This window comes from Okeania sp. SIO2B9, assembly GCF_010672505.1.
In the GTDB taxonomy this organism is placed as follows: Bacteria; Cyanobacteriota; Cyanobacteriia; order Cyanobacteriales; family Microcoleaceae; genus Okeania; species Okeania hirsuta.
In genome coordinates this window covers 1-21829 of sequence record NZ_JAAHGK010000003.1, presented here as the reverse complement: position 1 = coordinate 21829, position 21829 = coordinate 1, and the positions used below count along the sequence as shown (strand labels likewise).

Genomic DNA, 21829 nt, shown 5'->3' with positions numbered 1-21829 from the left:
GGACATGATATCAATGGAAATAGGACGAAGTGGACATATCAGACGCTAAATCCGCACTAACTAAATATCCTTGAGGGCGAAACCAACACCGATACAAAGAATCCGCCCATTGACCGGAAGATCGGCAAGAACCAGGCGGGTCAATAAATGAAGTGTGTCCCGCAATGGGGGGAGTTTAGCAAATCTTTCGTCATAAGTAGCGGCGCGTTCTTCGTCGAAGACAACAGCTTGTTCTTGATTTTCCATGAGAGAATAAATAACTTTGTTATTTGTATTTTACAATGATTATTATTACCATATAGTGTTGATTCAAGAATGAATATTTTTACGCCGTCAAAATTAGAGCGCGATTGTATTGTGGTCATTGGGAAAGAGAGTACCGGCAAGTCCCAACTGATTGCATCTCTTACAGGACAGACTCCCTATAGTGCGAATTTTCGCGGTTCTACAGTGACTTGTGACACTTATCAATCTGAAGCCTATACCTTTATTGATACCCCTGGAATTCTCTATCATTCCGATAGTGTAACTACTAAGAAAGCTTTAAGACAGCTACAAGAAAATGACACCGTGCTATTGATAGTCAAGGCAACCGACGTTGATCGAGATTTAGCAGATCTACTGCCTTTAGTAGCAGATAAACGGGGCATTCTGGTAATTACTTTCTGGGATAAGGTATTACCCACGGTTCATACTCAACAAGTGGTTCGGCAATGGACGGAAACTTCTAACCTGAGCATTGTCACTGTAGATGCTCGCCACCTGAGAATAAAACAAAAAGACTATATTTTGGCTTCTCTGCAAGAACCTAATCCTTTTCCCGCGCAATGGATTCCTACAAGAGCTGGCTGGTATATTCAACCCCAACCAACGCTGTTAGAACATCCTCGACTAGGCTGGTTATTGGCGATCGCCCTATTACTTATTCCTGCTATTATTGCTGTATGGGGTGCTAACTCCTTTGCGACTTTAGCAGATCCTATAGTCCAAAATGCTATAGCTCCCATTATTCAACCTTTATCCCAACTCCCAATCTGGTTAAGAGAAATACTCATAGGACAGTATGGACTGATAACTATGAGTCCGTTGCTGTTTATTTGGGCGATGCCCACAGTAATTCTCTATGCCCTATTCTTGGGCGCATATAAAGCTAGTGGGTTAATAGAACGAATTACTATTGCTCTCAATCCTTTACTCCGTCCGTTTGGGTTATCGGGACGGGATTTAGTGCGAGTAATTATGGGTATGGGGTGTAATGTTCCTGGGGTGATTAGTACCCGTGCTTGTTCTAGTTGTTCTAGAGGAACTTGTATTTCGGCGATCGCTTTTGGAGCGGCTTGTTCTTATCAGTTGGGCGCAACTTTAGGGGTGTTTAGTGCTGCTAAATTACCTTACTTGATAATTCCTTACCTGCTGTATCTAACCGCAACCACCTTGATATATACCTACATGATTTCTTCCCCTACAGCTAAATCGAATCATAATCCCCTAGTAATCGAAGGAAGAGCATTTTTAGAATTTCCTCGTTGGTCAGTAATTTGGCGCGAAGCTAAGTCAACTATTGATCAATTTTTGTTCAATGCAATTCCGATATTTTTAGTTATTACTGTTATTGCTTCTGTGTTGAATTGGTTAGGAGCGATCGCAACTTTAGCCAATATTATCAATCCTTTAATGGGATGGTTTAATTTACCCCCGGTCGCCTCATTGCCTATTATTTTAGCTTCTATTCGCAAAGATGGACTGCTATTATTTGCCGAACCAGAAACCTTGGCTATGTTAACTCCATTGCAGATTTTGACTGGGGTGTATATAGCAGGAGTATTGCTACCTTGTTTAGTTACTCTGTTAACTATTACGCGAGAACAGTCTCTTCGATTTGCCTTATTGCTGTTAAGTAGACAGGCGATCGCTGCGGTAGTTTTTTCTTTATTACTTGCTTGGGGTGGAGTGTTAATAATTGGGTAAAAGTCTAAGTTCAATATAGCCTTCCGGTAAAGGGGCATTGAGTACCCAGATCGCGTAATTTTCTTTTCCTGCTGCGAGTAAGCGATCGGCTAAACTAGAGCTTTATGTGAAGGCAAGGAAGACAGTAATCATGAAGCAAATCATCTATTCTGGGTTCTTGGCAATTTTAGGAATGATTGCCAGTATTGACAGTGCGATCGCACAAGTTCAATATCCTTCAGATACCTTTAATATAGAATCCGGGTAATTAGTTATCGTATCGCTCTAGGAGTCAGGAGTCAGTCCTCAGGAGTCAGGATAAAGAAAAGATTGAAATAGCATGAATTTTTAAATTTGTATTCAGTAGAACATCTGTATTAAGAGAAAGTAATTTTGCAATTACTGTATAACCGGATTCTATATAAGATGTTTAAATAAAAAATAAAAAAATAAAGAATAACTCCAAAGAGTGGCGAAACTTGAAAAGTGGAGCTAGAATACAAATGTCAATGGTATGGCGGTGAATTAGTATTGGAATAAAGGCATGGACGCGACCGCGAATTATTCTTTGGGAAATTGGCGTTCGCGATAGCGATGCGGAGCATTATCGCTCGAGTCAGACCTTTGAAAAATTATGGCAAATCATCCAGTTTTGGCACAGTTTTTGGTACGTTACTGATGGCTATCCCGTGTACCCAAATATATTGAACCAGAAGACCATCAAGTTAGCAAAACTTATATGACCCGCGTTGAAGGAGAAAATACTCGTCTAAGATATTATTTAGCTAGACTTCATCGAAAAACTCTCTGCTATTCTAAGTCTTTGACAATGTTAAAGTATTCGATTCGTTTACTCGTACATTATGAGATTTAAAACTGTGCCAGTTCCTGCCTAAACATTACGCATTCTCCAACGCCATTTCGACTCTACAAAAACAGACTCAAAGTAAGCGATATGAACACAGAGCAAGAAATATCAAAAAGCAAAATAACTACTTTAGTTGGTCCGATCCTTGGACTTGTGTACTATGCTTGGGATCTTAGTTTTAATTTTGGTGCTTTCGGAGTTATTTTCCTGGGACATATTCTATCAATATGGCTATTTTCCTTGAGTATTCTTTTAATAACTATAGTCGTACAAAAGAACATTCTGCCTGGCCAAAAGTCGTGGGGGTATTTCATACTCTCCTTACCAACTATCTGGCTGATCCTTAAAATTATTGATGACCCATCAGAAATTGGACAAATACATGATCTCTGGATTCATATAGTAGCTATTCTGGCGCTTACTATTTCTTTACCCTATGTAGTCTATGTCTTTTTCCGTTTTACCAATCCGCAGATTCTTCTTCTTAAACGTAGATTGATTATTGGTCTCGTCGGAATTTTTCTCTTTGTAGCTCTCATTGGTTACACTTTAGGACAGAACAACCAGCTGATAATGACTTGCCAAAATTTTATAGTCAGTGGCCAAGATACGCCACAAAACTGTATTAATGTGAAAAAGTAACTGAGAAGGTGTTTGTCAAAAAATTTCAAGCAAATCAGCAGGAACAGAGAAAACAAGGATCAAGTCAAAAATCAAGTCCAATCTCACAAAAAAAGTACGAACCGAAAGGCGTATCCCACTGATTTAATATCATGTCCGGTTGAATAATTAGACTTTGCTGGAAGGAAGGCAGCTATGCTGGAGGCAGGAGGCAGAAGGTTTTATCCTATTGTCACCTTAATTTTATACACGCTCCGATGCTACCGGACATGATATAACTGACTCAGAATGGCAAGAAATCTTCGATTTCTTGCCACCCCCTAATTCGATAGGAAGTCCTCGCTTAGTAGACTTGCGGGAAATTGTGAACGCAATTTTCTATTGGGTTGATAATGGGATAAAATGGAGAGCATTACCCCATGATTTCCCCTGCTGGTAAACGGTATACGGCTACTATCGTCGCTGGGTTAAAACGCATCTGTGGGAAGAAATTAATGAGAGACTGATAGCAAAAGTGAGGACAAAAGAAGGGCGAAATCATTCCCAAACTTGGGGACTGATTGACAGTCAATCTGTGGAGGGACATCAAAAAGCGGATGCGACCCCGGCGAGGTTTCCTCGCCTAGGGAACGCGCACCAAGCAGAGGTCCTGAACGAGGTGTGGATGGCTTGAAAAAAGTGAAAGGGAGAAAACGTCACATTGTGGTAGATGTATTGGGATTAGTTTTGAGAAACCGTTTGCACCTTTTCTTCCTTCTTCTTTCTTCCCTCCTGACTCCTGACTTCCCCTCCTGGGAGGGGTTAGGGCGAGGGGTGGGTTGACTCCTGACTCCTGAGGACTCCGTAGTTATTTATTTATCACTGTTCAACCGGACATGATATTACTTGCTTGGGGTGGACTGTTAATTAGCGAAAGGGAATTCCTTTTATAGGATAATGATGATCAAAATTGAAAAGTTGAGCCACTATGAATCCCCTATTTACTGACAGAACTTCAGTAGAACAAGTAGAAGAAGGTTTGTTCCTTGCTCCCAAATTCGACTGCAATGGTTTGATTCCAGTCGTTACCACCGATGTCAACACGGGTGAAGTGCTGATGCACGCTTATATGAACGAAGAGGCTTTAGTTAAAACCATTGAAACGGGAGAAGCTCACTATTACAGTCGCAGTCGTCAGCAACTATGGCATAAAGATCAATCCAGTGGACTTGTGCAAAAAGTAGCGCAGTTAACAATTTATGATGACCAAGATTGTCTCTGGATGCACTACCAAGCTTTAGATTTTTTTAAAAAAAATAGTTCAAACAATCATAATTTTTAGGTATAAAATGAGAATGATTATTATTCTAATTTTTTTGTTTGGGAGAAAACAAGGTGTTCAATTTTCGGCAAAGTATTACGGTATCAGTCTTTGGAGTTGTGACAAGTCTAGTGTTCTTGGCAGACAGTCCAGCCCAAGCTGTAACCTTCCAACTGTCATGGACTGGGCAAATCCTTGGTTATCGGGCTGAGGGTTCATTTAGCTATGATGAGACAAAAGATTATGACAATGGCATTGTTAGAAAGGATGACCTTGAATCCTTTGACATTGCCTTTTTTGACCCAGAGGGCAATCTCATCCAAGAATTTATCGATAATCATTTGACCTATCCCGACTTTAATTTTAATTTCGACACAACAACGGGGACGATCTTACAGGATGGCTTTTTTGACGAACCCAATGGTATTGATATTGGGGAGTATGTGTTAATTGATCCAGCTAATAGGTTGGCTGATGGGTTAAATTTTTGGTCAGCCGCACCCATCGGGTCAGATGGTTTTGCTATTCCTCACGTTCATTTAACCGACTTTGGCAATGATTTTCCCGATTTAGAAATTGGTTTTCGCCGTCATTTAGATGTGGCATTTTTCACCCGAACGACCGCCCAATTGTTAGACGACCCAGCAGCAGGGGATGAATTCGGACAACGGATGATTGCCAGTCAAGTCCCTGAACCGACAAGCCTTTTAGGACTAGGATTGGTTTCACTGATGGGACTAGGAAAATGTAAAGGTTTGACTAGAAGAGGTTAAACAGTGATGAATCACATTTTTAGCAAACGGACAGCCAGTGAGTGTGTCCTCATGGCGTTCGGATTACTTTTATCAGTTGGTCAAGCTCAAGCTGCCACAATTTATGCTTCAGGACAGCGTTTAATCCCTGCTGTCCCCGATGTTCATGATGATCTTCGAGAAAACTTTATCTATGCCATTGACTCTAGTACGGGGATAGCTACGCCAGTATCCCCTGAAACAACCGGTCTTCCTTCAGCCCTTGCCGGAACGCTGGATCAACGGTTGCTTGGTTTTGCGTCCGGAGGACAATTGGTAGAGATCGATCCATTGACGGCTAATTTAACGCCGATTGGTAGTGCAAATGGACTCTTTAGTACCAGTTTTGACATTCTCGATGATCAGCGTGGATTTCTCATCCCCTTTGATAGCAACTTCAACACACAGCAAATTCATGCCCTTGATTTGACTACGGGGATGGCAACTCCCAAGGGAACTGCAACGGCGGTCGGAGATGCGATCGACGAAGCACGAGGTTCAGCACTAGGAACAGCATAACCTTTTATTATTAGCCTTGGTTCGGTCGAAAATCAACTTTACGGTGTGGACTTGATACTGATAGCTTAATTAACTTTAATCCTGACACAGGAGAGGCGACGGTTATCGGTTCGTTAGGAGCAGTGACTTCTGGCGATCGCTCTGTCTACAGTGGATTTGCTGCACTGACTGGAGTGGACACCAATCAAGATGGGTCTTTTGATGCTTTATTCGGCAATGTTAATTTTACTGACTCTGATAACGATCCCGATACACCTTCTGAGCGATTGGGGGGCTTGTAACTGTTGGCTAAAATCTGGTATAATCTATAAAAATCTGGGATTATCTGTTTTATCATTTTCTTTGTGGGTTTAATACCCCACCGTCTACACGGTGTTCAAAATTACTTGGGGTTAGAATCCCCATGTAATTTTCCTCCTGTCTCCTGTCTCCTGTCTCCTGTCTCCTTCTTCAAGNTTAAAGCGACAAGTCTAATAATTTTTGCTCTTTTTAAATACCTTTATGAAATATCAATGGAAAGCTAATCATGAATCAATTTTTGATTTGAAGCTCTACCCGAAGCAGTATTAGAAATTTATAGCCGCGAGGAAGCAAGACCAATTTTGAGCGATCGCTTTCTCTGTGATAGGCTGAAAGTTAACCTTACTAGCTATGTAAATACTTGAAGATTCCACCTGTATGTTAGAATTAACTAATATCAAACAAACAGCCCTAGATTATCTTTTGTCCAATCTGGAAGTATCTCCAGAACATCGTCACTTGTTTGAGGTTGTAGGTGCAACCTGTTTTGATAATAATGAGTGGATGATTAACATTAGTATTGTCGGTTTAATAGGTAAATATTGGAATGTTTTTGTCAATGGCAACACGGGAAAAATTTTACCAGACTGCGAGTTTAATACAGATTGCCAAGACTTGAATGAACCCCATCAATATTCCCATCTGCCCGACTATTTAAATCAACTGCTCAATCGCCTGACTGCCAACGTTTCTAGGTAAATTAAATGGCGTTGCTGATTAGTAATGATCTATGCTTATGTAGGAAGAGTTTGAAATCTTAGATAGTGCAGCAGAAGACGAAGTTCTTTCATCTGTGGTGAATAGGGTTGACTCTTAGGGGATTCAACGAATTGACGACCACATATTCCACATTGGAAAAACTTTTGGCCACGTCTTTGGCCATTTCCCTGGTGTGGGTAGAGTGGCATTTCGGACATATCATGTTCTGAATTCTACAACATTTATCATTACATTTCAGCAACGCCAATTAAACACTGCTTTGTATGTAATAATGATTATCATTCATTACAAAATTTAGCTAATATGAATTCCCTATTTACCGCCCGCACTTCCGTAGAACAGGTTGAGGAAGGTTTGTTACTTGCGCCCAAATTTGATGCCAATGGTTTGATTCCAGTAGTTACCACAGATGTCAACACTGGTGAAGTGCTGATGCATGGCTATATGAACGAAGAGGCGTTAGTTAAAACCATTGAAACGGGAGAAGCTCATTATTACAGTCGCAGTCGTCAGCAGCTATGGCATAAAGGTCAATCTAGTGGACTGGTGCAAAAAGTACAGCAGTTAGCTATTGATGACGACCAAGATTGTCTGTGGATGCAGGTTAAAGTAGCTGGTTCGGGAGCTAGTTGTCACGTGGGTTATCGTTCTTGTTTTTATCGCTGTATTCCTACGGGAAAAAGTGCTATTGATTCCCAGGAACCAATTCAGTTAATATTTACCGAAACGGAGAAAACCTTTGACCCGAAAACAGTGTATGGTGATGCTCCCAACCCAACACAATTGTAAATTGACTTCAACCCCAACCATCATGATTGCTTCTCGGTAAAAAACCTCTATCCAAATCTACAGCACCTTCATATTGTTGGAGTTGTTCATCTTGCCAAGCACTAACTCCTGGCTGGAATTCATCCCAAGTATTAAGTACTTGCTCGTAGCATTGACGGGGTGTAATGGGTAGGTTTTTCAAGTAAAAGAACGTTGCTTGATCGCTCATACTCCAGCAACAATACAACCTCTGTTGTTGGATAATAATTATCGACAACTTCCAAGATGTGAGCAATCATAAAGTGATGGTGCAAAATTGCAGTGTCAGGAGCAGCTAAACAGGCATTCAAGAACGGCACAAGGCGAGAACGTCCGAAAAATGGGTTTTGAATGATTCTCCGCCAATCGGAGAATTTGTGCTACAAATAATCGCGCCGCGCTTCTGACTGAGATGACCTGCCCAAGCATTATAGCCAATGACCAGCAAATTACTGGCAATAAAATCTTGATGCCAATTCGATCCATCGTTTGTTTGACTCATTAGAGACCTCTATGCATGAAAGCCAATCCAGTTGAAATTTCGGCTAAAAGAGCTATGCAGATGCCTAGCAATTAGCAAGAAAAATTAGAGGTCGCCTGGATTTAAGCGCGACCCCATTGCCGATCGATTGTTGGGAATACAGCTCTTTCTCGGTAGATTTGTAGGGTGGGCAAGCCTAGGTCGGAAAATTCTCAATTCTTTCATTAGACCTTGTCCACCCTACTCCGCTTCATCGTGAGTGATGAAAGCGTAGATTCTCTCTACTCAATTGATCGAGCTTGGTCACTCCCATCAATTTCATATCACGCTCAATCTCAGTGCGCATATTACCTAAAACACGCTCAACTCCTGCTTGCCCAGCAGCGGCCAATGCAAAAAGATAGAATCGCCCACCTGAACATGCTTTAGCTCCAACAGATAGCGCCTTAAGCACATGGGTACCGCGCTGAATACCACCTTCGCAAATGACATCAATTTTATCCCCAACAGCATCACAAATTTCTGCGAGTTGATCGAAGGGGCTACGGCAACCATCGAGCTGACGGCCGCCGTGGTTAGAAACCATAATACCCGTACAACCAATATCAACAGCACGCTTGGCATCTTCCACACTCATTATCCCTTTCAGTGCAAACTGCCCATTCCACTGCGAGCAGAGTTTTTCAGCATCATTCCAATTCATGGATTGATCTAGCATCGTTGAGAAGTAATCACCAACAGAGACTGCTAAGTTCGTTCCCTGCGAGACATAGCCAGACAAATGTGGCATATCGAACTTTTCTTTTGTCAAAAAGTTCCAAGCCCATGCTGGGTGCGTCGCAAAACTCATTAAGGAGTCAAGCGTTAATTTTGGTGGCGAAGTAAATCCTGTACGCTGATCGCGTTCGCGATTACCACCAGTAATGGTATCGACGGTTAATGCTAAAACATTAAAGTCCGCTGCTCGTGCGCGTTCAAGCAACGCATCATTCAAGCCGCGATCTTTATGGAAGTAGAACTGAAACATCTTCGGCGTGTTTGCTATTTTTGAGATTTCTTCAACGGTTACTGTCGCCAGTGAAGACACCCCAAACATCGTGCCATATTCTGCAGCAGCCCTCGCAACCGCACGCTCTCCTTCGTGATGAAAAAGGCGTTGCAATGCTGTCGGGGCACAGTAGATAGGCATATCTAGTTTTTGCCCCATCACCTCAACTGACATATCCACATTTTCCACACCGACAAGCACGTTCGGAATAAGATCGCAGTCTCCATAGGCTTCAGTGTTACGCCGATAGGTCTGTTCATCATCGGCCGCTCCATCGATGTAATTGAAAATTGGTCCTGGTAGTCGGCGTTTCGCTAATTTTCGGAAATCCTGAAAATTGTGACAGTCATTCAATCTCATAAAATACATCAGTCAGATTTATGTTTACTAAGTCCATACTATTCCATTTTGAGAAGCATTCAACCTTCATCGCCAGTCTCTAGGGAATGGACTGTTCCAAAATCACCAGTTTATCGATCTCTTGACGATTTGTAATTGCAATTGGGTTCTTAGACATCGTAAAGCAGTAACCTAAGGATAATACCTAAGAACCACTGCCTCAAGCCTCCCTGAAATACTACAGAAATTTATACGACAACTATTTGTATCGATAACATAAATATAGCCCAGTAGATTATCTCAACAGTCGGGTTGACGATCGAGAAGCTCAACCCAGGTTTTGGACACTCAGCAATTCTTGTAGAAATGAAAGTGCTCCACCTCAATTTGATGTCCTATTCTGTTGAAACGCTCCAATCGCAGCACCAATCGCAATTCCGATGGCGACACCAACACCGATGTTTTCAATGGCCCCCCCGATTAGCTCCACCCTAGATCCAGAAGAGCCAAAGTTAAAGTCACAATGTTAGATGAAAGCGCTGCGTGATTTGAGGTGACTCCCCTGAAAAGATGTGGGTTTGCTGACCCAATGTCGTGTCCGAAACAGATTCATCTTTATGATGTATGGAGAGCGCAAACAGTCTGCCACTCAGTGGCCGAAACCGGTGCACAAGACTACCACAGAATTCAAACTCAAGAAACACTGGCCCCTCACACTCAAAGATCTCATGCCTTGGCTGTAGAAAAGACGCAGGGTTCTCAAAAACCGAAATTATCAGACCTCTATCAGCAATAAAGAACACCCGACGCGCAGATAACATCCGATCCTCTGTTGAAAACGAATGCCAGTGATATTGCTGATCGGGTAGGCATTCCAAAATCCAAGAACTTCCAGTCGGAACGTGGCTCTTCTCCGAAGCCGCTTGATCGATCACAGAATAATTACTGAGCCTCGTGTAAATTTCAGAAGCAGCCTCAAAGACTTTACCTTCTTGGTCTCGAAGCTTAAGGAACGTTTGGAAGCTTAAAATTTGCTGTTCAACAAGCGCTTCGCTGTTCGATATAACAGTTGCAACTGCAAGACTACTCATTTTAAATCAATTCCTCCACGAGATTGGGTTGATGTGGTCTATCCCAAAGTATAGAACCTATAAGGGTAGGAGAATATTAATTGTTACTAAATTAGCTCACTCATGGCTGAAAATTTTTGCCAAAAATGAATTAAAACAGTATAATTTGGTATAAATACAAGCAAAACCATATACTAGTCTTAATATTAAATCCGGTAGCATCGGTGTAATAAGATAGTGAATCAGAATCCAGCAATTCTGCAATCCAGAATTCAGAAGGGAAGAGAACTCAGAATTCTTTCCGCTCTAGGTGAAGATGGAATCTTTTTTAATACCGAATTAAACGGATTTGATATAACACATATATAACCCATTTGGTATCTATTTTTTTATAGATGGGGAGGGTAGGAAGTGTGGGAAGTGTGGGAAGTGTGGGGAGATGGAGGAATTTTTCTACTTTTTTTCCCTATTTTATTTCTCTCATTCCTGACTCCTGACTCCTGTACCAAAAACCCGCACCTTTGCAAAGATACGCTTAGGGGTTCTACACAAAAGTATTAAGAGAATACTTTGAGTAAATTTACATGTTTTTCTATATATGAGGTAAATTTAGATAATGGATAATATTGATCTGGTTAATTCAGATAAGTCAATTCGATTTACAGCAGATGGGATTGAAATGTCTCCACTTGCATACTCGCAGCTTCTGTATAAGCTTACAAAAAGCAGAAATATTGAACGTGATGTATATTCACTTGGCGGTATTATTAGTGAGTTTGAAGCCAAATTTGCTGATTTACTTGGCAAAGAGACTGCCGTTATGATGCCATCAGGAACGCTATCCAATCAAATCGCAATTCGGGAACTTGCTAATAATAAAGGAAGAGTGCTTGTCCAAAAAGAAAGTCATATCTACAATGATTCAGGAGATTGTTTACAAACCCTCAGCAGATTAAACTTAATACCACTTGCTCCGGATCGAGCTACATTTACTTTGGACGATGTGAAGCAAGTTATTGACAAAGCGAAAACAGGCAAAGTTGTAACAGAAGTGGGTGTCATTTCTATTGAAAGTCCAGTGCGAAGAAAGTACAATGAAATTTTCAACTTTGAAGAAATGAAGAAAATTTCAACTTTTGCCAAAGATCAAGGTATTAGGCTCCACTTAGATGGAGCAAGATTATTTATTGCATCGACTTTTTCTGGTATATCGCCAAAGGAGTACGCTTCTTTGTTTGATACAGTTTATGTTTCACTGTTTAAATATTTCAATGCTGGCTTTGGAGCAATATTAGCCTGTTCTAACGAGTTCGCAAAAGATTTATACCATGTACGGCGAATGTTTGGGGGTAATATATTTCAAATGTGGCCATCTGCGGTCATAGCCCTCAACTTTCTTGATACATTTATGGATGAACTGAGAATGGCTATCAAGCTAGCAGATGATTTTTTTGATTTAATCCATAAAAATTCATCTTTCAAGGTTGAGAAAATTCCCAATGGTAGTAATGTCTTTAAATTGCATGTATCTGATGTTGATTTGGATAAGTTTAGGGATACGTTGGAAAAGAAAAATGTTTATCTTCCAGAGCCAGAACCTGATAGCAATACTTTCTTGCTGAGAATCAATGTAACCTTGAATCGCATCTCTGCGGATAGACTGGCACAAATATTTATAGAATCATTACACGCTTAGAGTAAAAACGATCGATCCCGCACCTCAAAGCCCCGTACTCAAGCCTTAAAAAAATTCCCGATAAATGACTGATCGAGCTAAACTAAAAGATGCTCGATCGGGCAAGAAATTTATCGGGCAAGAAATTTTGCAGGTTAAATCGACGATCAGTCAGTTTGTCTTTTCAAGCAATAAGTATTCTTGACATCCTCCCGACGCTGCACTTGCGTGACAGCGCGGGATTCCTAACCATCGCGCTATTAGGGCTTTCTGCTGCCTCTTGCAGAGGAGCTGCGCTAACAATGCACCAGCCTCCAAGGTCAAGCCTCTTTCCGGTCTAAAGGCGCGCTCCACAGACTGACACTACTAGCCCAGCAGCCTTTAAGTACTATAGCACACTATTGGAAAAACCGCTCTTATTGATTGGTTTTCCCATGCGACGCTCCCTTGTCAGGAGAGCGCGGGTCTTCAACCAACGTTGAGATAAAAAAATGGGCATCGTAGGCGCGAAGCGACTTCTCGAAGAGTACCCAATTTTTTATCCAATTCATGAGGTGCTGTGGGCGGAAATGGTTCCGCCCTTTAAAAGCGCTATCCCCTATTGAATCAAAGATTACAATAGGGGTATTCTCGGAAATTATGCTAAATTGCCCCAAATCGCAGCTTCACTACTTTAGGGGCAACAAGTAGCTACTTGGAGGCTGTAGCACGAAGTTTTGTTGCGGTCTCGACCATGTTGATGAGCGAAGGCTTCACTTCCGACCATTGGCGAGTCTTGAGGCCACAATCCGGGTTAACCCAGAGGTTCTTACGGGGAATCACGGCTTCCGCTTTTGACATGAGGTTACTCATTTCATTGGTGGGGGGCACCCGTGGCGAGTGGATGTCATACACCCCTGGGCCGATCTCATTTGGATACTTGAAGTCCACGAAGGCATCAAGCAGCTCCATATTTGAGCGCGAGGTCTCAATAGTAATGACGTCGGCGTCCATGGCTGCGATGAATTCGATGATGTCGTTGAACTCGGAGTAGCACATATGAGTGTGAATTTGGGTATCATCCTTCACACCGCAGGCACTGAGGTGAAAACCCTTCACCGCCCAGTCGAGATAGTGATCCCACTCGCTATGGCGTAATGGCAAGCCTTCGCGGAAAGCAGGTTCATCGATCTGGATGGCAGCGATGCCAGCAGTTTCCAAGTCCACCACTTCATCGCGAATAGCCAGGGCGATCTGATGGGTGGTGACGGAGCGTGGCTGGTCGTCGCGCACGAAGCTCCACTGGAGGATCGTAACCGGACCGGTGAGCATCCCCTTCATCGGTCGATCGGTTAGGGTTTGAGCATACTTAGACCAGTAGACAGTCATGGGCTTGGAGCGGCTGACATCGCCAAACACGATCGGTGGCTTCACATAGCGAGTACCAAAGCTCTGCACCCAGCCGTTGCTTGTAAAGGCAAAGCCTTCGAGATTTTCGCCAAAGTATTCCACCATGTCATTGCGCTCGAACTCGCCGTGAACAGGCATATCAATGCCGATCTCGTCTTGAAAAGCAACGCATTTAGCAATTTCTTCCTTAATGAACTGGTCGTAGTCTGCATCACTTAGGGTTCCTTTCTTCCACTGGGCGCGTGCATGACGCACTTCTTTGGTCTGCGGGAACGAGCCGATGGTCGTGGTTGGGAAATCTGGCAAACTGAGTTTAGCCCGCTGCTTGGATTGGCGTTCGGCAAAGGCAGAGGCGCGGTCGAAATCGCTAGGCTTAACTTCAGCAAGGCGCTTTTTCACGGCATCATTATGGATGCGCTTGCTGGACTTTCGGGAAGCAGCGGCGGCACGGTTAGCTTCAAGAGCTTCCACACTTCCGACTTCATCAAGAAGTTGCCGGAGTTCACTGACTTCTGTGAGTTTCTCGTCGGAAAAAGCCAGCCAGCTTTTCAGCTCTTCATCAAGCTTTCGTTCGTTTTGCAGGGTTACAGGCGAATGCACAAGTGAGCAGCTAGGTGCGACCCAGAGCCGATCCGCGCCAACAGCGGCCTTGGCCTTCTTCAAAACTTCTAGTGAGGCATCGTAATCATTCTTCCAAATATTGCGGCCTTCGACGATTCCTGCGGAGAGAATTTTGTTCTTCGGGAAGGTTGCCAGAACAGTGTCGATGTCCTCTGAACCCCGCACAAAATCGAAGTGTAAGGCGTCAACCGGCAACGCAAGGTAGTCGTCAAGATTATCTCTTACGCCACCGAAATATGTGGTGACGAGCAGCTTTGCCGAACCTTTGGCCTTGGAGAGGCGATCGTATGCTGCCTTCAAAGCATCGCGCTGTAGAGCGCTAAGATCGGTGGAAATAATCGGCTCATCGAGCTGTATCCATTCCGCTCCTGCGGCTGCAAGCTTGCCGATAATCTCTTCATAGACGGAGACAAGGTTATCGAGAAGGGTCAACGGATCGAAGTCTGGGTTGCTAGAATCCTGTACCTTGCCTAGGGAGAGGTAAGTCACGGGGCCGACTAGCACTGGCTTCGCGTTAATCCCCAGTGCCTTAGCTTCCGCGAACTCATCAAAGACTTTGGTGCCGCTTAGGGAAAACGTTGTGTTCGCCCGAAACTCAGGCACGATGAAGTGGTAATTCGTATCGAACCACTTTGTCATTTCGCTGGCGAAAGTGGAAATCTTGTTTGCTTGGCAGTCCTTCTCGTCTTCAACCAAAGAAGCGCCGCCCTCGGTACCACGAGCGATGGTAAAAACGGTGTTGATATCCGTCTGCCCACCTTGCCACTCGAAACGCGACGGCACATTGCCAAGCAGGCAGCTCATGTCTAGCACTTGGTCGTAAAAGGAGAAGTCGTTGACCGGGATCAGATTGATTCCGGCTGCCTGTTGCTTCTTCCAGTTTATTTCGCGCAAGTTCTTGCCAGTGGCTATCAGCTCAGACAGAGGCAGCTCGCCTTTCCAATATGCTTCCGTAGCCTTTTTTAATTCACGCTTGGCTCCGATGCGAGGGTACCCCAGGGAATGTGTTTTGATAGTTGTCTTATGGCTGTTACTCATAGAACTTGTCTCCGATGTAAGAGTATTCCAGCAAATTTCTTTTGCTGTTTTCCTTGTTGTCTATTGGACATTAATCTTACTATATCTATCAGACTTGACCTTGACAAGGGAATACAAATGATGTTTATTCATGGAGTAATGAGCAAAATTCATGGAAAACTGAGCAATGACATTTCTCGAACGCAGCCACCTTGATATTATCCGCGCGGTTGACTTGCATGGGAGTATGACCGCAGCCGCAAATGCGCTACACCTGACACAATCGGCGTTGAGCCACAGTATGCGTAAGCTGGAAGATCGGGTAGGGGTAAAGCTTTGGCATAGGGAAGGACGTAGCCTTCGCCTCACTTCGGCAGGAAACTATTTGCTGACCACAGCCAACCGCCTGATTCCCCAGTTCGTCCACGCAGAAGAACAATTAGCACAGTTCGCTCGTGGTGAGCGGGGAACATTACGAATTGGTATGGAGTGCCACCCATGCTACCAGTGGCTGCAGAAGATCGTCACTCCCTACTTGCGCGCCTGGCCGTTGGTGGATTTTGAGGTCAAACAGAAGTTTCAATTTGGCGGCATCGGTGCGCTCTTCGCATACGAGATTGACCTGCTGGTGACACCCGATCCGCTGCGAAAAAAATCACTACATTTTGAGCCGGTATTTGATTATGAGCAGGTTTTGGTGGTCTCTTCGGAGCACCCACTTGGAGAGAAGGATAACGTCATCCCCCAGCAGCTCGGCGAGGAAGTGCTTTTCACCTATCCGGTTTCTCAGGATCGCCTAGATATCTACACCTACTTCCTCGCTCCAGCGGGCATGACGGTGAGAAAACAGAAAGTGGTCGAGAGTACGGACATAATGCTTCAAATGGTTGCCTGCGGACGCGGAGTGGCGGCTCTACCACGCTGGCTGGTCGAGGAATTCTCTGAAAAATATCCCGTGCGTGCAGTGCGACTAGGTGCCAGTGGCGTCCAAAAGCAAATCTTCTTGGGTGTCCGTCGCACCGATCTTGAAGTTGATTATCTCAATGCTTTTATGGAGCTGGCTCGCAACTACAGTGAGCATTCTTGAATCACCTGAGTTCGGGATAAGGAAAGGAGGATGTAGTAAGCTGAAAGTTACCAAACATCAGAACCATCCTCCGCAATGACTACTAGCTTAACCTCAGTTCGGGATAAGCTTTAACCCTGTTAACCCGAACTCACGTTAATTATGGTTTAAATAACCAATTTATCAATATCTCAGTTCTGACAGATTCTTGGAAGTTGTTCATCTTGCCCAGCACTAACTCCTGGCTGGAATTCATCCCAAGTCTTACGTACTTGCTCGTAGCATTGAGGTGGTGTCATGGGTAGGTTTTTCAAGTAAAAGAACATCGCCCGATCGAAAGACTCCAGCAACAACACAACCTCTGTGGTTGGAGAATAATTATCGACAACTTCCAAGATGTGACCAATCATAAAGTCATGGGGCAAAATTGCAGTGTCAGGAGCCGCTAACCAGGCATTCAGGAACGGCGCAAGGCGAGAACGTCCGACAAAATGGGTTTTGAATGATTCTCCGCTAACCCCCAATGCTGGAGAATTTGTGCTACAAACAATCGCACCGCGCTTCTGACTGAGATGACCAACCCAAGCATTATAGCCAATGACCAGCAAATTACTGGCAATAAAATCTTGATGCCAATTCGATCCATCGCTTGTTTGACTCATTAGAGACCTCTATTTTGAAAGCAAATCCAGTTGGAATTTAGGCTAAAGGAGCTATGTCGATGCCTAGTAATGATCGAGAAAACAGGACTTACGCATTACCGCTATATCTGTAGGGGCGATTCGCGAATCGCCCCTACATTTAGGGTTGGATTTGGCAATTTGCGTAAGTCCCGATCAAGAAAAATTAGAGGTCGCCTGGATTTAAGGGCGACCCCATTCCCGATCGCTCTTACGCACTAAAATATCTAGCGACAGGATGATAGACGACAAAAGCAGTGGTCGATTGCTCTGGATAAAGCTGTTCGCTCTCATCGATCAATAACCCAATACGATCGCATCCCAATAATTGCAACTGTGGCACTTGATCCATCACCGTCGGACAAGCTGGATAGCCAAAACTATACCGAGAACCCTGATACCTTTGGGCTAATACATCGCGAATGTTATCTGGCTCTAAATCTCCATAGCCTAATTCCCGCCGAATCCTGGCATGACTCCATTCTGCCAAGGCTTCCGCCAACTGGACTGCCATCCCGTGGAAGTACAGATAATCCGTGTACTTGTTGTCTTTATAGAGTTCCTGTGCTTTCTCGGTGGCAATTTCTCCCATAGTGACTGCCTGCATAGGCAAGACATCAAATTGATTCTGTTCGAGGGGGCGGATGAAATCAGCAATGCACAGCCGACGCCCGGATTTCTGACGGGGGAATGTCCAAGTGACGAACGGGGTTGCTGTTTTCGGTGTTAACCCCTGCTCGATAACACTAGGCTCGTAAACATGAACAGAATTGCCGATCGCTGCACAGGGGAAATAACCATAAACTAGAGTGGGTTCCAACCATTTTTCTGTGCGAATTTTTTCCTTCCATTCTTCCAATATCGGATGAACCTTTGATGCCAGGAACCAATCATATTCCTCGCGAGATTGACCTTTCGGTTTACGGAATTGCCATTGACCAGCAAACAGTGCCTGCAAATCCATGTACCAGAACAGTTCTTCTAAATCTAGATCGCCACTCTGAAGAATTTTCGTCCCCCAGAAAGGCGGCGCAGGACGTTCGATATCAATCGCCACATCTTCCGAGCGTTTGGTATCAATGACAGTGGGTTCATCGGATTTCTTCCCATCGCCATTGAGTTCTCCATCGGATTTGGACCCATCACCATTGAGTTCTCGATCTGAATCTTCAATCGCCTTGCGTCCCTTTTGGTTAAACTGAGCGAATTCCCCTGTAAAGCCTTCGGTATCCACCCAGGAATGCTGTTCTTTGGCGGGCATCAGTCGATCCATAAAGGTCAAATCGGCAAAAGCATCTTTACCGTAAATCACCTGCCCGTTGTAAGTATCTTGACAATCTCCATACACAAACTTTGGTGTTAGTGCTGCACCGCCTAAAATCACTGGAACTGTAATACCTTTAGCATTAAATGCTGCCAGATTTTCTTTCATAAATGCTGTAGACTTCACCAGCAAGCCACTCATGGCAATACAATCAGGCTGATGCTGCTCATAAGCTTCGACGATTGCCTCAATGGCTTGTTTAATGCCCAGATTGACCACCTTGTAGCCATTATTGGTCAAGATGATATCCACCAGATTCTTCCCGATATCATGGACATCGCCTTTAACGGTAGCAATCAGGAATTTACCTTTACCGCGATCTTCGTCCTCGCCTTCGATTTTTTCCATGTAGGGTTCGAGGAAAGCAACGGCAGATTTCATGGTTTCGGCTGACTGCAAGACGAAGGGCAATTGCATTTGACCAGAGCCAAACAGTTCCCCCACAACCTTCATCCCATCCAACAAGAAAGTATTGATAATTTCCAGTGCTTTATGACCTGCATCTAAACCTGCCTTTAACGCATCATCTAATCCAATCCGCTCGCCATCAATAATATGTTGCTTCAAGCGTTCGTCGATGGGCAAATCTGCTAAGGAAGCACTCGATCTAGCATCTTTTGCACTCACCCCCGCAAAAATTTCCGTCAGCTTCGTCAATGGATCGTAGGTGCAAATATCGCCTTCAAATTTGCGCTTGTCATAAATCAAATCGCGACATATCTGTTGATGTTCTTCGTCAATCTTCGATAACGGCAAAATCTTGGCAGCAGAGACAATCGAACCATCCATCCCAGCTTTCATCGCTTCATTCAGGAAGACAGAATTTAAGGTGATGCGAGTAGCTGGACTCAAGCCAAAAGAAATATTAGAGACCCCCAGCATAAAGTGAACGCCGGGCAGATTTTCCCGAATCAGTCGAATTGATTCGATGGTTGCTTTGGCATTTTCCCGATCCTCCTCAATCCCAGTTGAAATCGGTAGGGCTAAGGTATCATAGAAAATTTCATGGGGTGGAATCCCAAACTTGAGCGCATCCTCATAAGCGCGTTGGGCAATCTCGAATTTTTTCTTGGCGGTTCGAGCCATTCCCTCTTCATCAATACAGCCGATGACAACTCCTGCACCATATTCCTTCGCCAATTCCAACACTTTAAAAAATCGCTCTTCTCCATCTTCATAGTTGGTGGAATTGAGCAAACATTTACCCCCAGCGACCTTGAGACCTGCTTCCATTTTTGTCCACTCGGTGGAGTCGAGCATCAGTGGGAGGGTCGTATTAGTCACGAGTCGCGATACCAGTTCTCGCATATCCCGTTCTCCATCACGCCCGACGTAATCCACGTTTACGTCCAGCATATGCGCCCCTTCTTTGACCTGGGATTTAGCGATCGCCAATAACCCATCCCAATCATCTTCATTCAACAGCTTGCGGACTTTCTTAGAACCACTGGCATTTAATCGCTCGCCAACGATTAAAAAAGAATTATCCTGCTCGTAGGTTTGGGCGGAATAAATGGAAGCTGCTGCTGGCGTATAGGAGAGTGACTCTCGAATCTCCCCTACAGTATTTTTTCGCACCGAACGCTCTTTTAGTGGGGTGTGTTCCACAGCCTCGGCTAAAGCTTGAATATGTGCTGGGCGCGTACCGCAGCAACCACCGACAATCTGAACTCCATGTTCGGCAATGAACCCTGTCATGGCAGTTGTATATTCTTCGGGGGTCATTTTATAAACTGCCTGACCGCCAATATTTTCTGGTAGTCCCGCATTGGGAATACAGGAAATGGGGAAAGGTGAATTTTCTGACAGATACTTAATATGAGAAGTCATCAAATTGGGACCCGTCGCACAATTTAGCCCCAAAATATCAATGGGGAAGGGTTCCAGAATTGCCAGTACCCCAGAGATATCGGTTCCCACCAACATGGTTCCCTGGATTTCCATGGTCACGGACACCATTAAGGGGATTCGCGAACCTTTTTTGGCAAATACCGCCTCAAACGCACTCAATGCTGCCTTAATTTGCAGAACATCTTGACAGGTTTCGACGATGAAAAGATCGGCTCCCCCGTCATAGAGACCTTCTGCTTGCACCATGAAGCTCGATCTCAATTCATCATAGGTAATATGACCGAGGGTGGGTAGCTTAGTTCCTGGACCGATGGAACCTGCGACAAATCTTGGTTTTTCGGGAGTGGTAAACTCATCCGCACAACTGCGAGCCAATTCTGCTGCCTTTCTACTTAGCTCGTAGGCGCGATCGGCTAGATCGTACTCTGCAAGGACTAAGGGGCTAGAGCCAAAGCTATCAGTCTCGACAACATCCGCCCCCGCTGCAAGAAAATCACGATGGACCTTGGCCACTGCCTCTGGCTTGGTGATGACTAAATATTCATTACAACCTTCATATTCCGCTCCACCAAAGTCCTCGGCGGTCAAGTTTTGGGATTGGATGTTAGTTCCCATTGCGCCATCAAAGATCACCACTGGACGATCTGGACTCTGGAGCCGTTGGAGAAATGAAGTCTTTAACTGAGGTTTCGGAGTTTCAGTACTTAGCATAAGCGTAATGGTTATAGTTGGCCTTGGACTTCTCCTGCAACCTTTTTCTTTTTAACCCCAAAGCAATTCATCTTGGAAGGTTGAGGAGGATAATCATGTATAAGAATGATAATCATTCTCATGATTAAGATAACATAAAAATCCTTTTTATTTATTTACAATTGTGTGGGGTTAGGGCCATCACCATAAACGGCTTTTGGATCAAATATTTTCTCGGTTTCAGTAAAAGTTAACTGTAGTGGTTGCTGGGAAGAAACAGTTAAGTTGTGTAAGTCCCAATAACCGGATTCTATATGACTCCTAAATTAATACTACATTTTGTCGTGCGTAATGTAGGTTATAGGAGTCGGTAATGTAGAAAGTTTACCCGGAAATGCTACCTATACTCTTTATAATCCTAATACTAATGAAGTTTCTTTTAGAACTGTGACGTACTCCCCGCACTAAAGCGACAGGGATTCTAAATATTGCTATTTAGACTTCCTCTTTCATCGAGTCGGCTTACTCGTTTGAGTTTCCTCATTCAAGCAGAGGCCAGTCTCTCCAGAGGTGTTATATCAAATCCGGTAGCATCGGAGTAATTAAACCTGAATTTTCGGCCACCAATGGTACTGGGTTATAGCCTTGATTGCAAATTGCTGTGTTAAAAGAACTTGACAACGCTCAAACAGAATTTCTTCTAAC

General features: G+C 43.9%; 20 protein-coding genes and 2 pseudogenes. 13 read left to right on the top strand and 9 right to left on the bottom strand.

Annotated elements, in window-relative coordinates:
• Nucleotides 1–60 precede the first annotated feature (60 nt).
• On the bottom strand, nucleotides 61–246 hold the full coding sequence (locus F6K13_RS00445; protein WP_124147649.1) for a hypothetical protein: 186 nt from the start codon (nucleotides 244–246) through the stop codon (nucleotides 61–63).
• Between the two features lie 69 nt (nucleotides 247–315).
• Between F6K13_RS00445 and F6K13_RS00440 the strand changes: the two genes are divergently transcribed.
• The 10 genes and pseudogenes from F6K13_RS00440 (at nucleotide 316) to F6K13_RS00405 (ending at nucleotide 7045) form a co-directional block, all read left to right on the top strand.
• Nucleotides 316–1968, top strand: coding sequence for a nucleoside recognition domain-containing protein (locus tag F6K13_RS00440; RefSeq protein WP_287286647.1), 1653 nt, complete (start codon nucleotides 316–318; stop codon nucleotides 1966–1968).
• Between the two features lie 587 nt (nucleotides 1969–2555).
• Nucleotides 2556–2843: pseudogene (locus F6K13_RS00435) on the top strand (IS1 family transposase); the annotation flags it as partial.
• 59 nt (nucleotides 2844–2902) lie between these two features.
• Nucleotides 2903–3457, top strand: coding sequence for a hypothetical protein (locus F6K13_RS00430; RefSeq protein ID WP_124147647.1), 555 nt, complete (start codon nucleotides 2903–2905; stop codon nucleotides 3455–3457).
• A 253-nt stretch (nucleotides 3458–3710) separates the two neighbouring features.
• The gene (locus tag F6K13_RS34820; RefSeq protein WP_124147658.1) at nucleotides 3711–3875 is read left to right on the top strand and encodes a transposase; all 165 of its coding nucleotides are present in this window, start codon (nucleotides 3711–3713) and stop codon (nucleotides 3873–3875) included.
• A gap of 528 nt (nucleotides 3876–4403) precedes the next feature.
• Nucleotides 4404–4757 (top strand): phosphoribosyl-AMP cyclohydrolase, encoded by a 354-nt coding sequence (locus tag F6K13_RS00425; RefSeq protein ID WP_124147646.1) that lies wholly within the window; start codon nucleotides 4404–4406, stop codon nucleotides 4755–4757.
• Between the two features lie 53 nt (nucleotides 4758–4810).
• A complete protein-coding gene (locus F6K13_RS00420; RefSeq protein ID WP_124147645.1) occupies nucleotides 4811–5509 on the top strand; it encodes a PEP-CTERM sorting domain-containing protein in 699 nt (232 codons plus the stop codon).
• Between the two features lie 3 nt (nucleotides 5510–5512).
• The gene (locus F6K13_RS00415) at nucleotides 5513–6046 is read left to right on the top strand and encodes a hypothetical protein (RefSeq protein WP_287273721.1); all 534 of its coding nucleotides are present in this window, start codon (nucleotides 5513–5515) and stop codon (nucleotides 6044–6046) included.
• 122 nt (nucleotides 6047–6168) lie between these two features.
• A complete protein-coding gene (locus F6K13_RS00410) occupies nucleotides 6169–6327 on the top strand; it encodes a hypothetical protein (RefSeq protein ID WP_205127562.1) in 159 nt (52 codons plus the stop codon).
• Nucleotides 6328–6600: 273 nt separating this feature from the next.
• Nucleotides 6601–6711: pseudogene (locus tag F6K13_RS34815) on the top strand (hypothetical protein); the annotation flags it as partial.
• A gap of 13 nt (nucleotides 6712–6724) precedes the next feature.
• Nucleotides 6725–7045, top strand: a complete 321-nt coding sequence (locus tag F6K13_RS00405) for a hypothetical protein (protein ID WP_124147637.1) — start codon at nucleotides 6725–6727, stop codon at nucleotides 7043–7045.
• Between the two features lie 35 nt (nucleotides 7046–7080).
• On the opposite strand, the gene F6K13_RS00400 is transcribed toward F6K13_RS00405, so the two are convergent.
• On the bottom strand, nucleotides 7081–7263 hold the full coding sequence (locus F6K13_RS00400; RefSeq protein ID WP_124147636.1) for a hypothetical protein: 183 nt from the start codon (nucleotides 7261–7263) through the stop codon (nucleotides 7081–7083).
• Between the two features lie 106 nt (nucleotides 7264–7369).
• Between F6K13_RS00400 and hisI the strand changes: the two genes are divergently transcribed.
• Nucleotides 7370–7855, top strand: coding sequence for a phosphoribosyl-AMP cyclohydrolase (hisI, locus tag F6K13_RS00395; protein ID WP_124147635.1), 486 nt, complete (start codon nucleotides 7370–7372; stop codon nucleotides 7853–7855).
• Nucleotides 7856–7862: 7 nt separating this feature from the next.
• Here hisI and F6K13_RS00390 read toward each other — a convergent pair whose 3' ends face one another.
• From F6K13_RS00390 to F6K13_RS00375, 4 genes are all read right to left on the bottom strand, one after another.
• The gene (locus F6K13_RS00390; RefSeq protein ID WP_287286645.1) at nucleotides 7863–8129 is read right to left on the bottom strand and encodes a hypothetical protein; all 267 of its coding nucleotides are present in this window, start codon (nucleotides 8127–8129) and stop codon (nucleotides 7863–7865) included.
• Between the two features lie 51 nt (nucleotides 8130–8180).
• Entirely contained in the window at nucleotides 8181–8375 is a 195-nt protein-coding gene (locus F6K13_RS00385; protein ID WP_287286644.1) for a hypothetical protein, read from the bottom strand.
• A gap of 229 nt (nucleotides 8376–8604) precedes the next feature.
• Nucleotides 8605–9771, bottom strand: a complete 1167-nt coding sequence (locus F6K13_RS00380; RefSeq protein ID WP_240039194.1) for an alpha-hydroxy acid oxidase — start codon at nucleotides 9769–9771, stop codon at nucleotides 8605–8607.
• A 488-nt stretch (nucleotides 9772–10259) separates the two neighbouring features.
• Nucleotides 10260–10832, bottom strand: a complete 573-nt coding sequence (locus tag F6K13_RS00375; RefSeq protein ID WP_124147634.1) for a hypothetical protein — start codon at nucleotides 10830–10832, stop codon at nucleotides 10260–10262.
• A gap of 595 nt (nucleotides 10833–11427) precedes the next feature.
• Between F6K13_RS00375 and F6K13_RS00370 the strand changes: the two genes are divergently transcribed.
• Complete coding sequence (locus tag F6K13_RS00370; RefSeq protein ID WP_124147633.1) at nucleotides 11428–12507, top strand: low specificity L-threonine aldolase; 1080 nt, start codon at nucleotides 11428–11430, stop codon at nucleotides 12505–12507.
• Between the two features lie 669 nt (nucleotides 12508–13176).
• On the opposite strand, the gene metE is transcribed toward F6K13_RS00370, so the two are convergent.
• A complete protein-coding gene (metE, locus tag F6K13_RS00365; protein WP_124146759.1) occupies nucleotides 13177–15534 on the bottom strand; it encodes a 5-methyltetrahydropteroyltriglutamate--homocysteine S-methyltransferase in 2358 nt (785 codons plus the stop codon).
• Between the two features lie 166 nt (nucleotides 15535–15700).
• Between metE and F6K13_RS00360 the strand changes: the two genes are divergently transcribed.
• Nucleotides 15701–16600 carry a LysR family transcriptional regulator gene (locus tag F6K13_RS00360; protein ID WP_124146758.1) on the top strand — a complete coding sequence of 300 codons (900 nt, stop codon included), beginning with the start codon at nucleotides 15701–15703 and terminating at the stop codon, nucleotides 16598–16600.
• Nucleotides 16601–16770: 170 nt separating this feature from the next.
• On the opposite strand, the gene F6K13_RS00355 is transcribed toward F6K13_RS00360, so the two are convergent.
• On the bottom strand, nucleotides 16771–17241 hold the full coding sequence (locus F6K13_RS00355) for a hypothetical protein (RefSeq protein WP_124146757.1): 471 nt from the start codon (nucleotides 17239–17241) through the stop codon (nucleotides 16771–16773).
• A gap of 229 nt (nucleotides 17242–17470) precedes the next feature.
• Nucleotides 17471–21145 carry a methionine synthase gene (gene metH / locus F6K13_RS00350; RefSeq protein ID WP_287286641.1) on the bottom strand — a complete coding sequence of 1225 codons (3675 nt, stop codon included), beginning with the start codon at nucleotides 21143–21145 and terminating at the stop codon, nucleotides 17471–17473.
• Between the last annotated feature and the right edge of the window lie 684 nt (nucleotides 21146–21829).

Coding starts and splice junctions, on each gene's coding strand:
- F6K13_RS00445 (WP_124147649.1), bottom strand. CDS start 246: ATGGAAAATCAAGAACAAGCTGTTGTCTTCGACGAAGAACGCGCCGCT.
- F6K13_RS00440 (WP_287286647.1), top strand. CDS start 316: ATGAATATTTTTACGCCGTCAAAATTAGAGCGCGATTGTATTGTGGTC.
- F6K13_RS00430 (WP_124147647.1), top strand. CDS start 2,903: ATGAACACAGAGCAAGAAATATCAAAAAGCAAAATAACTACTTTAGTT.
- F6K13_RS00425 (WP_124147646.1), top strand. CDS start 4,404: ATGAATCCCCTATTTACTGACAGAACTTCAGTAGAACAAGTAGAAGAA.
- F6K13_RS00405 (WP_124147637.1), top strand. CDS start 6,725: ATGTTAGAATTAACTAATATCAAACAAACAGCCCTAGATTATCTTTTG.
- F6K13_RS00400 (WP_124147636.1), bottom strand. CDS start 7,263: ATGTCCGAAATGCCACTCTACCCACACCAGGGAAATGGCCAAAGACGT.
- hisI (WP_124147635.1), top strand. CDS start 7,370: ATGAATTCCCTATTTACCGCCCGCACTTCCGTAGAACAGGTTGAGGAA.
- F6K13_RS00385 (WP_287286644.1), bottom strand. CDS start 8,375: ATGAGTCAAACAAACGATGGATCGAATTGGCATCAAGATTTTATTGCC.
- F6K13_RS00380 (WP_240039194.1), bottom strand. CDS start 9,771: ATGTATTTTATGAGATTGAATGACTGTCACAATTTTCAGGATTTCCGA.
- F6K13_RS00375 (WP_124147634.1), bottom strand. CDS start 10,832: ATGAGTAGTCTTGCAGTTGCAACTGTTATATCGAACAGCGAAGCGCTT.
- F6K13_RS00370 (WP_124147633.1), top strand. CDS start 11,428: ATGGATAATATTGATCTGGTTAATTCAGATAAGTCAATTCGATTTACA.
- metE (WP_124146759.1), bottom strand. CDS start 15,534: ATGAGTAACAGCCATAAGACAACTATCAAAACACATTCCCTGGGGTAC.
- F6K13_RS00360 (WP_124146758.1), top strand. CDS start 15,701: ATGACATTTCTCGAACGCAGCCACCTTGATATTATCCGCGCGGTTGAC.
- F6K13_RS00355 (WP_124146757.1), bottom strand. CDS start 17,241: ATGAGTCAAACAAGCGATGGATCGAATTGGCATCAAGATTTTATTGCC.
- metH (WP_287286641.1), bottom strand. CDS start 21,145: ATGCTAAGTACTGAAACTCCGAAACCTCAGTTAAAGACTTCATTTCTC.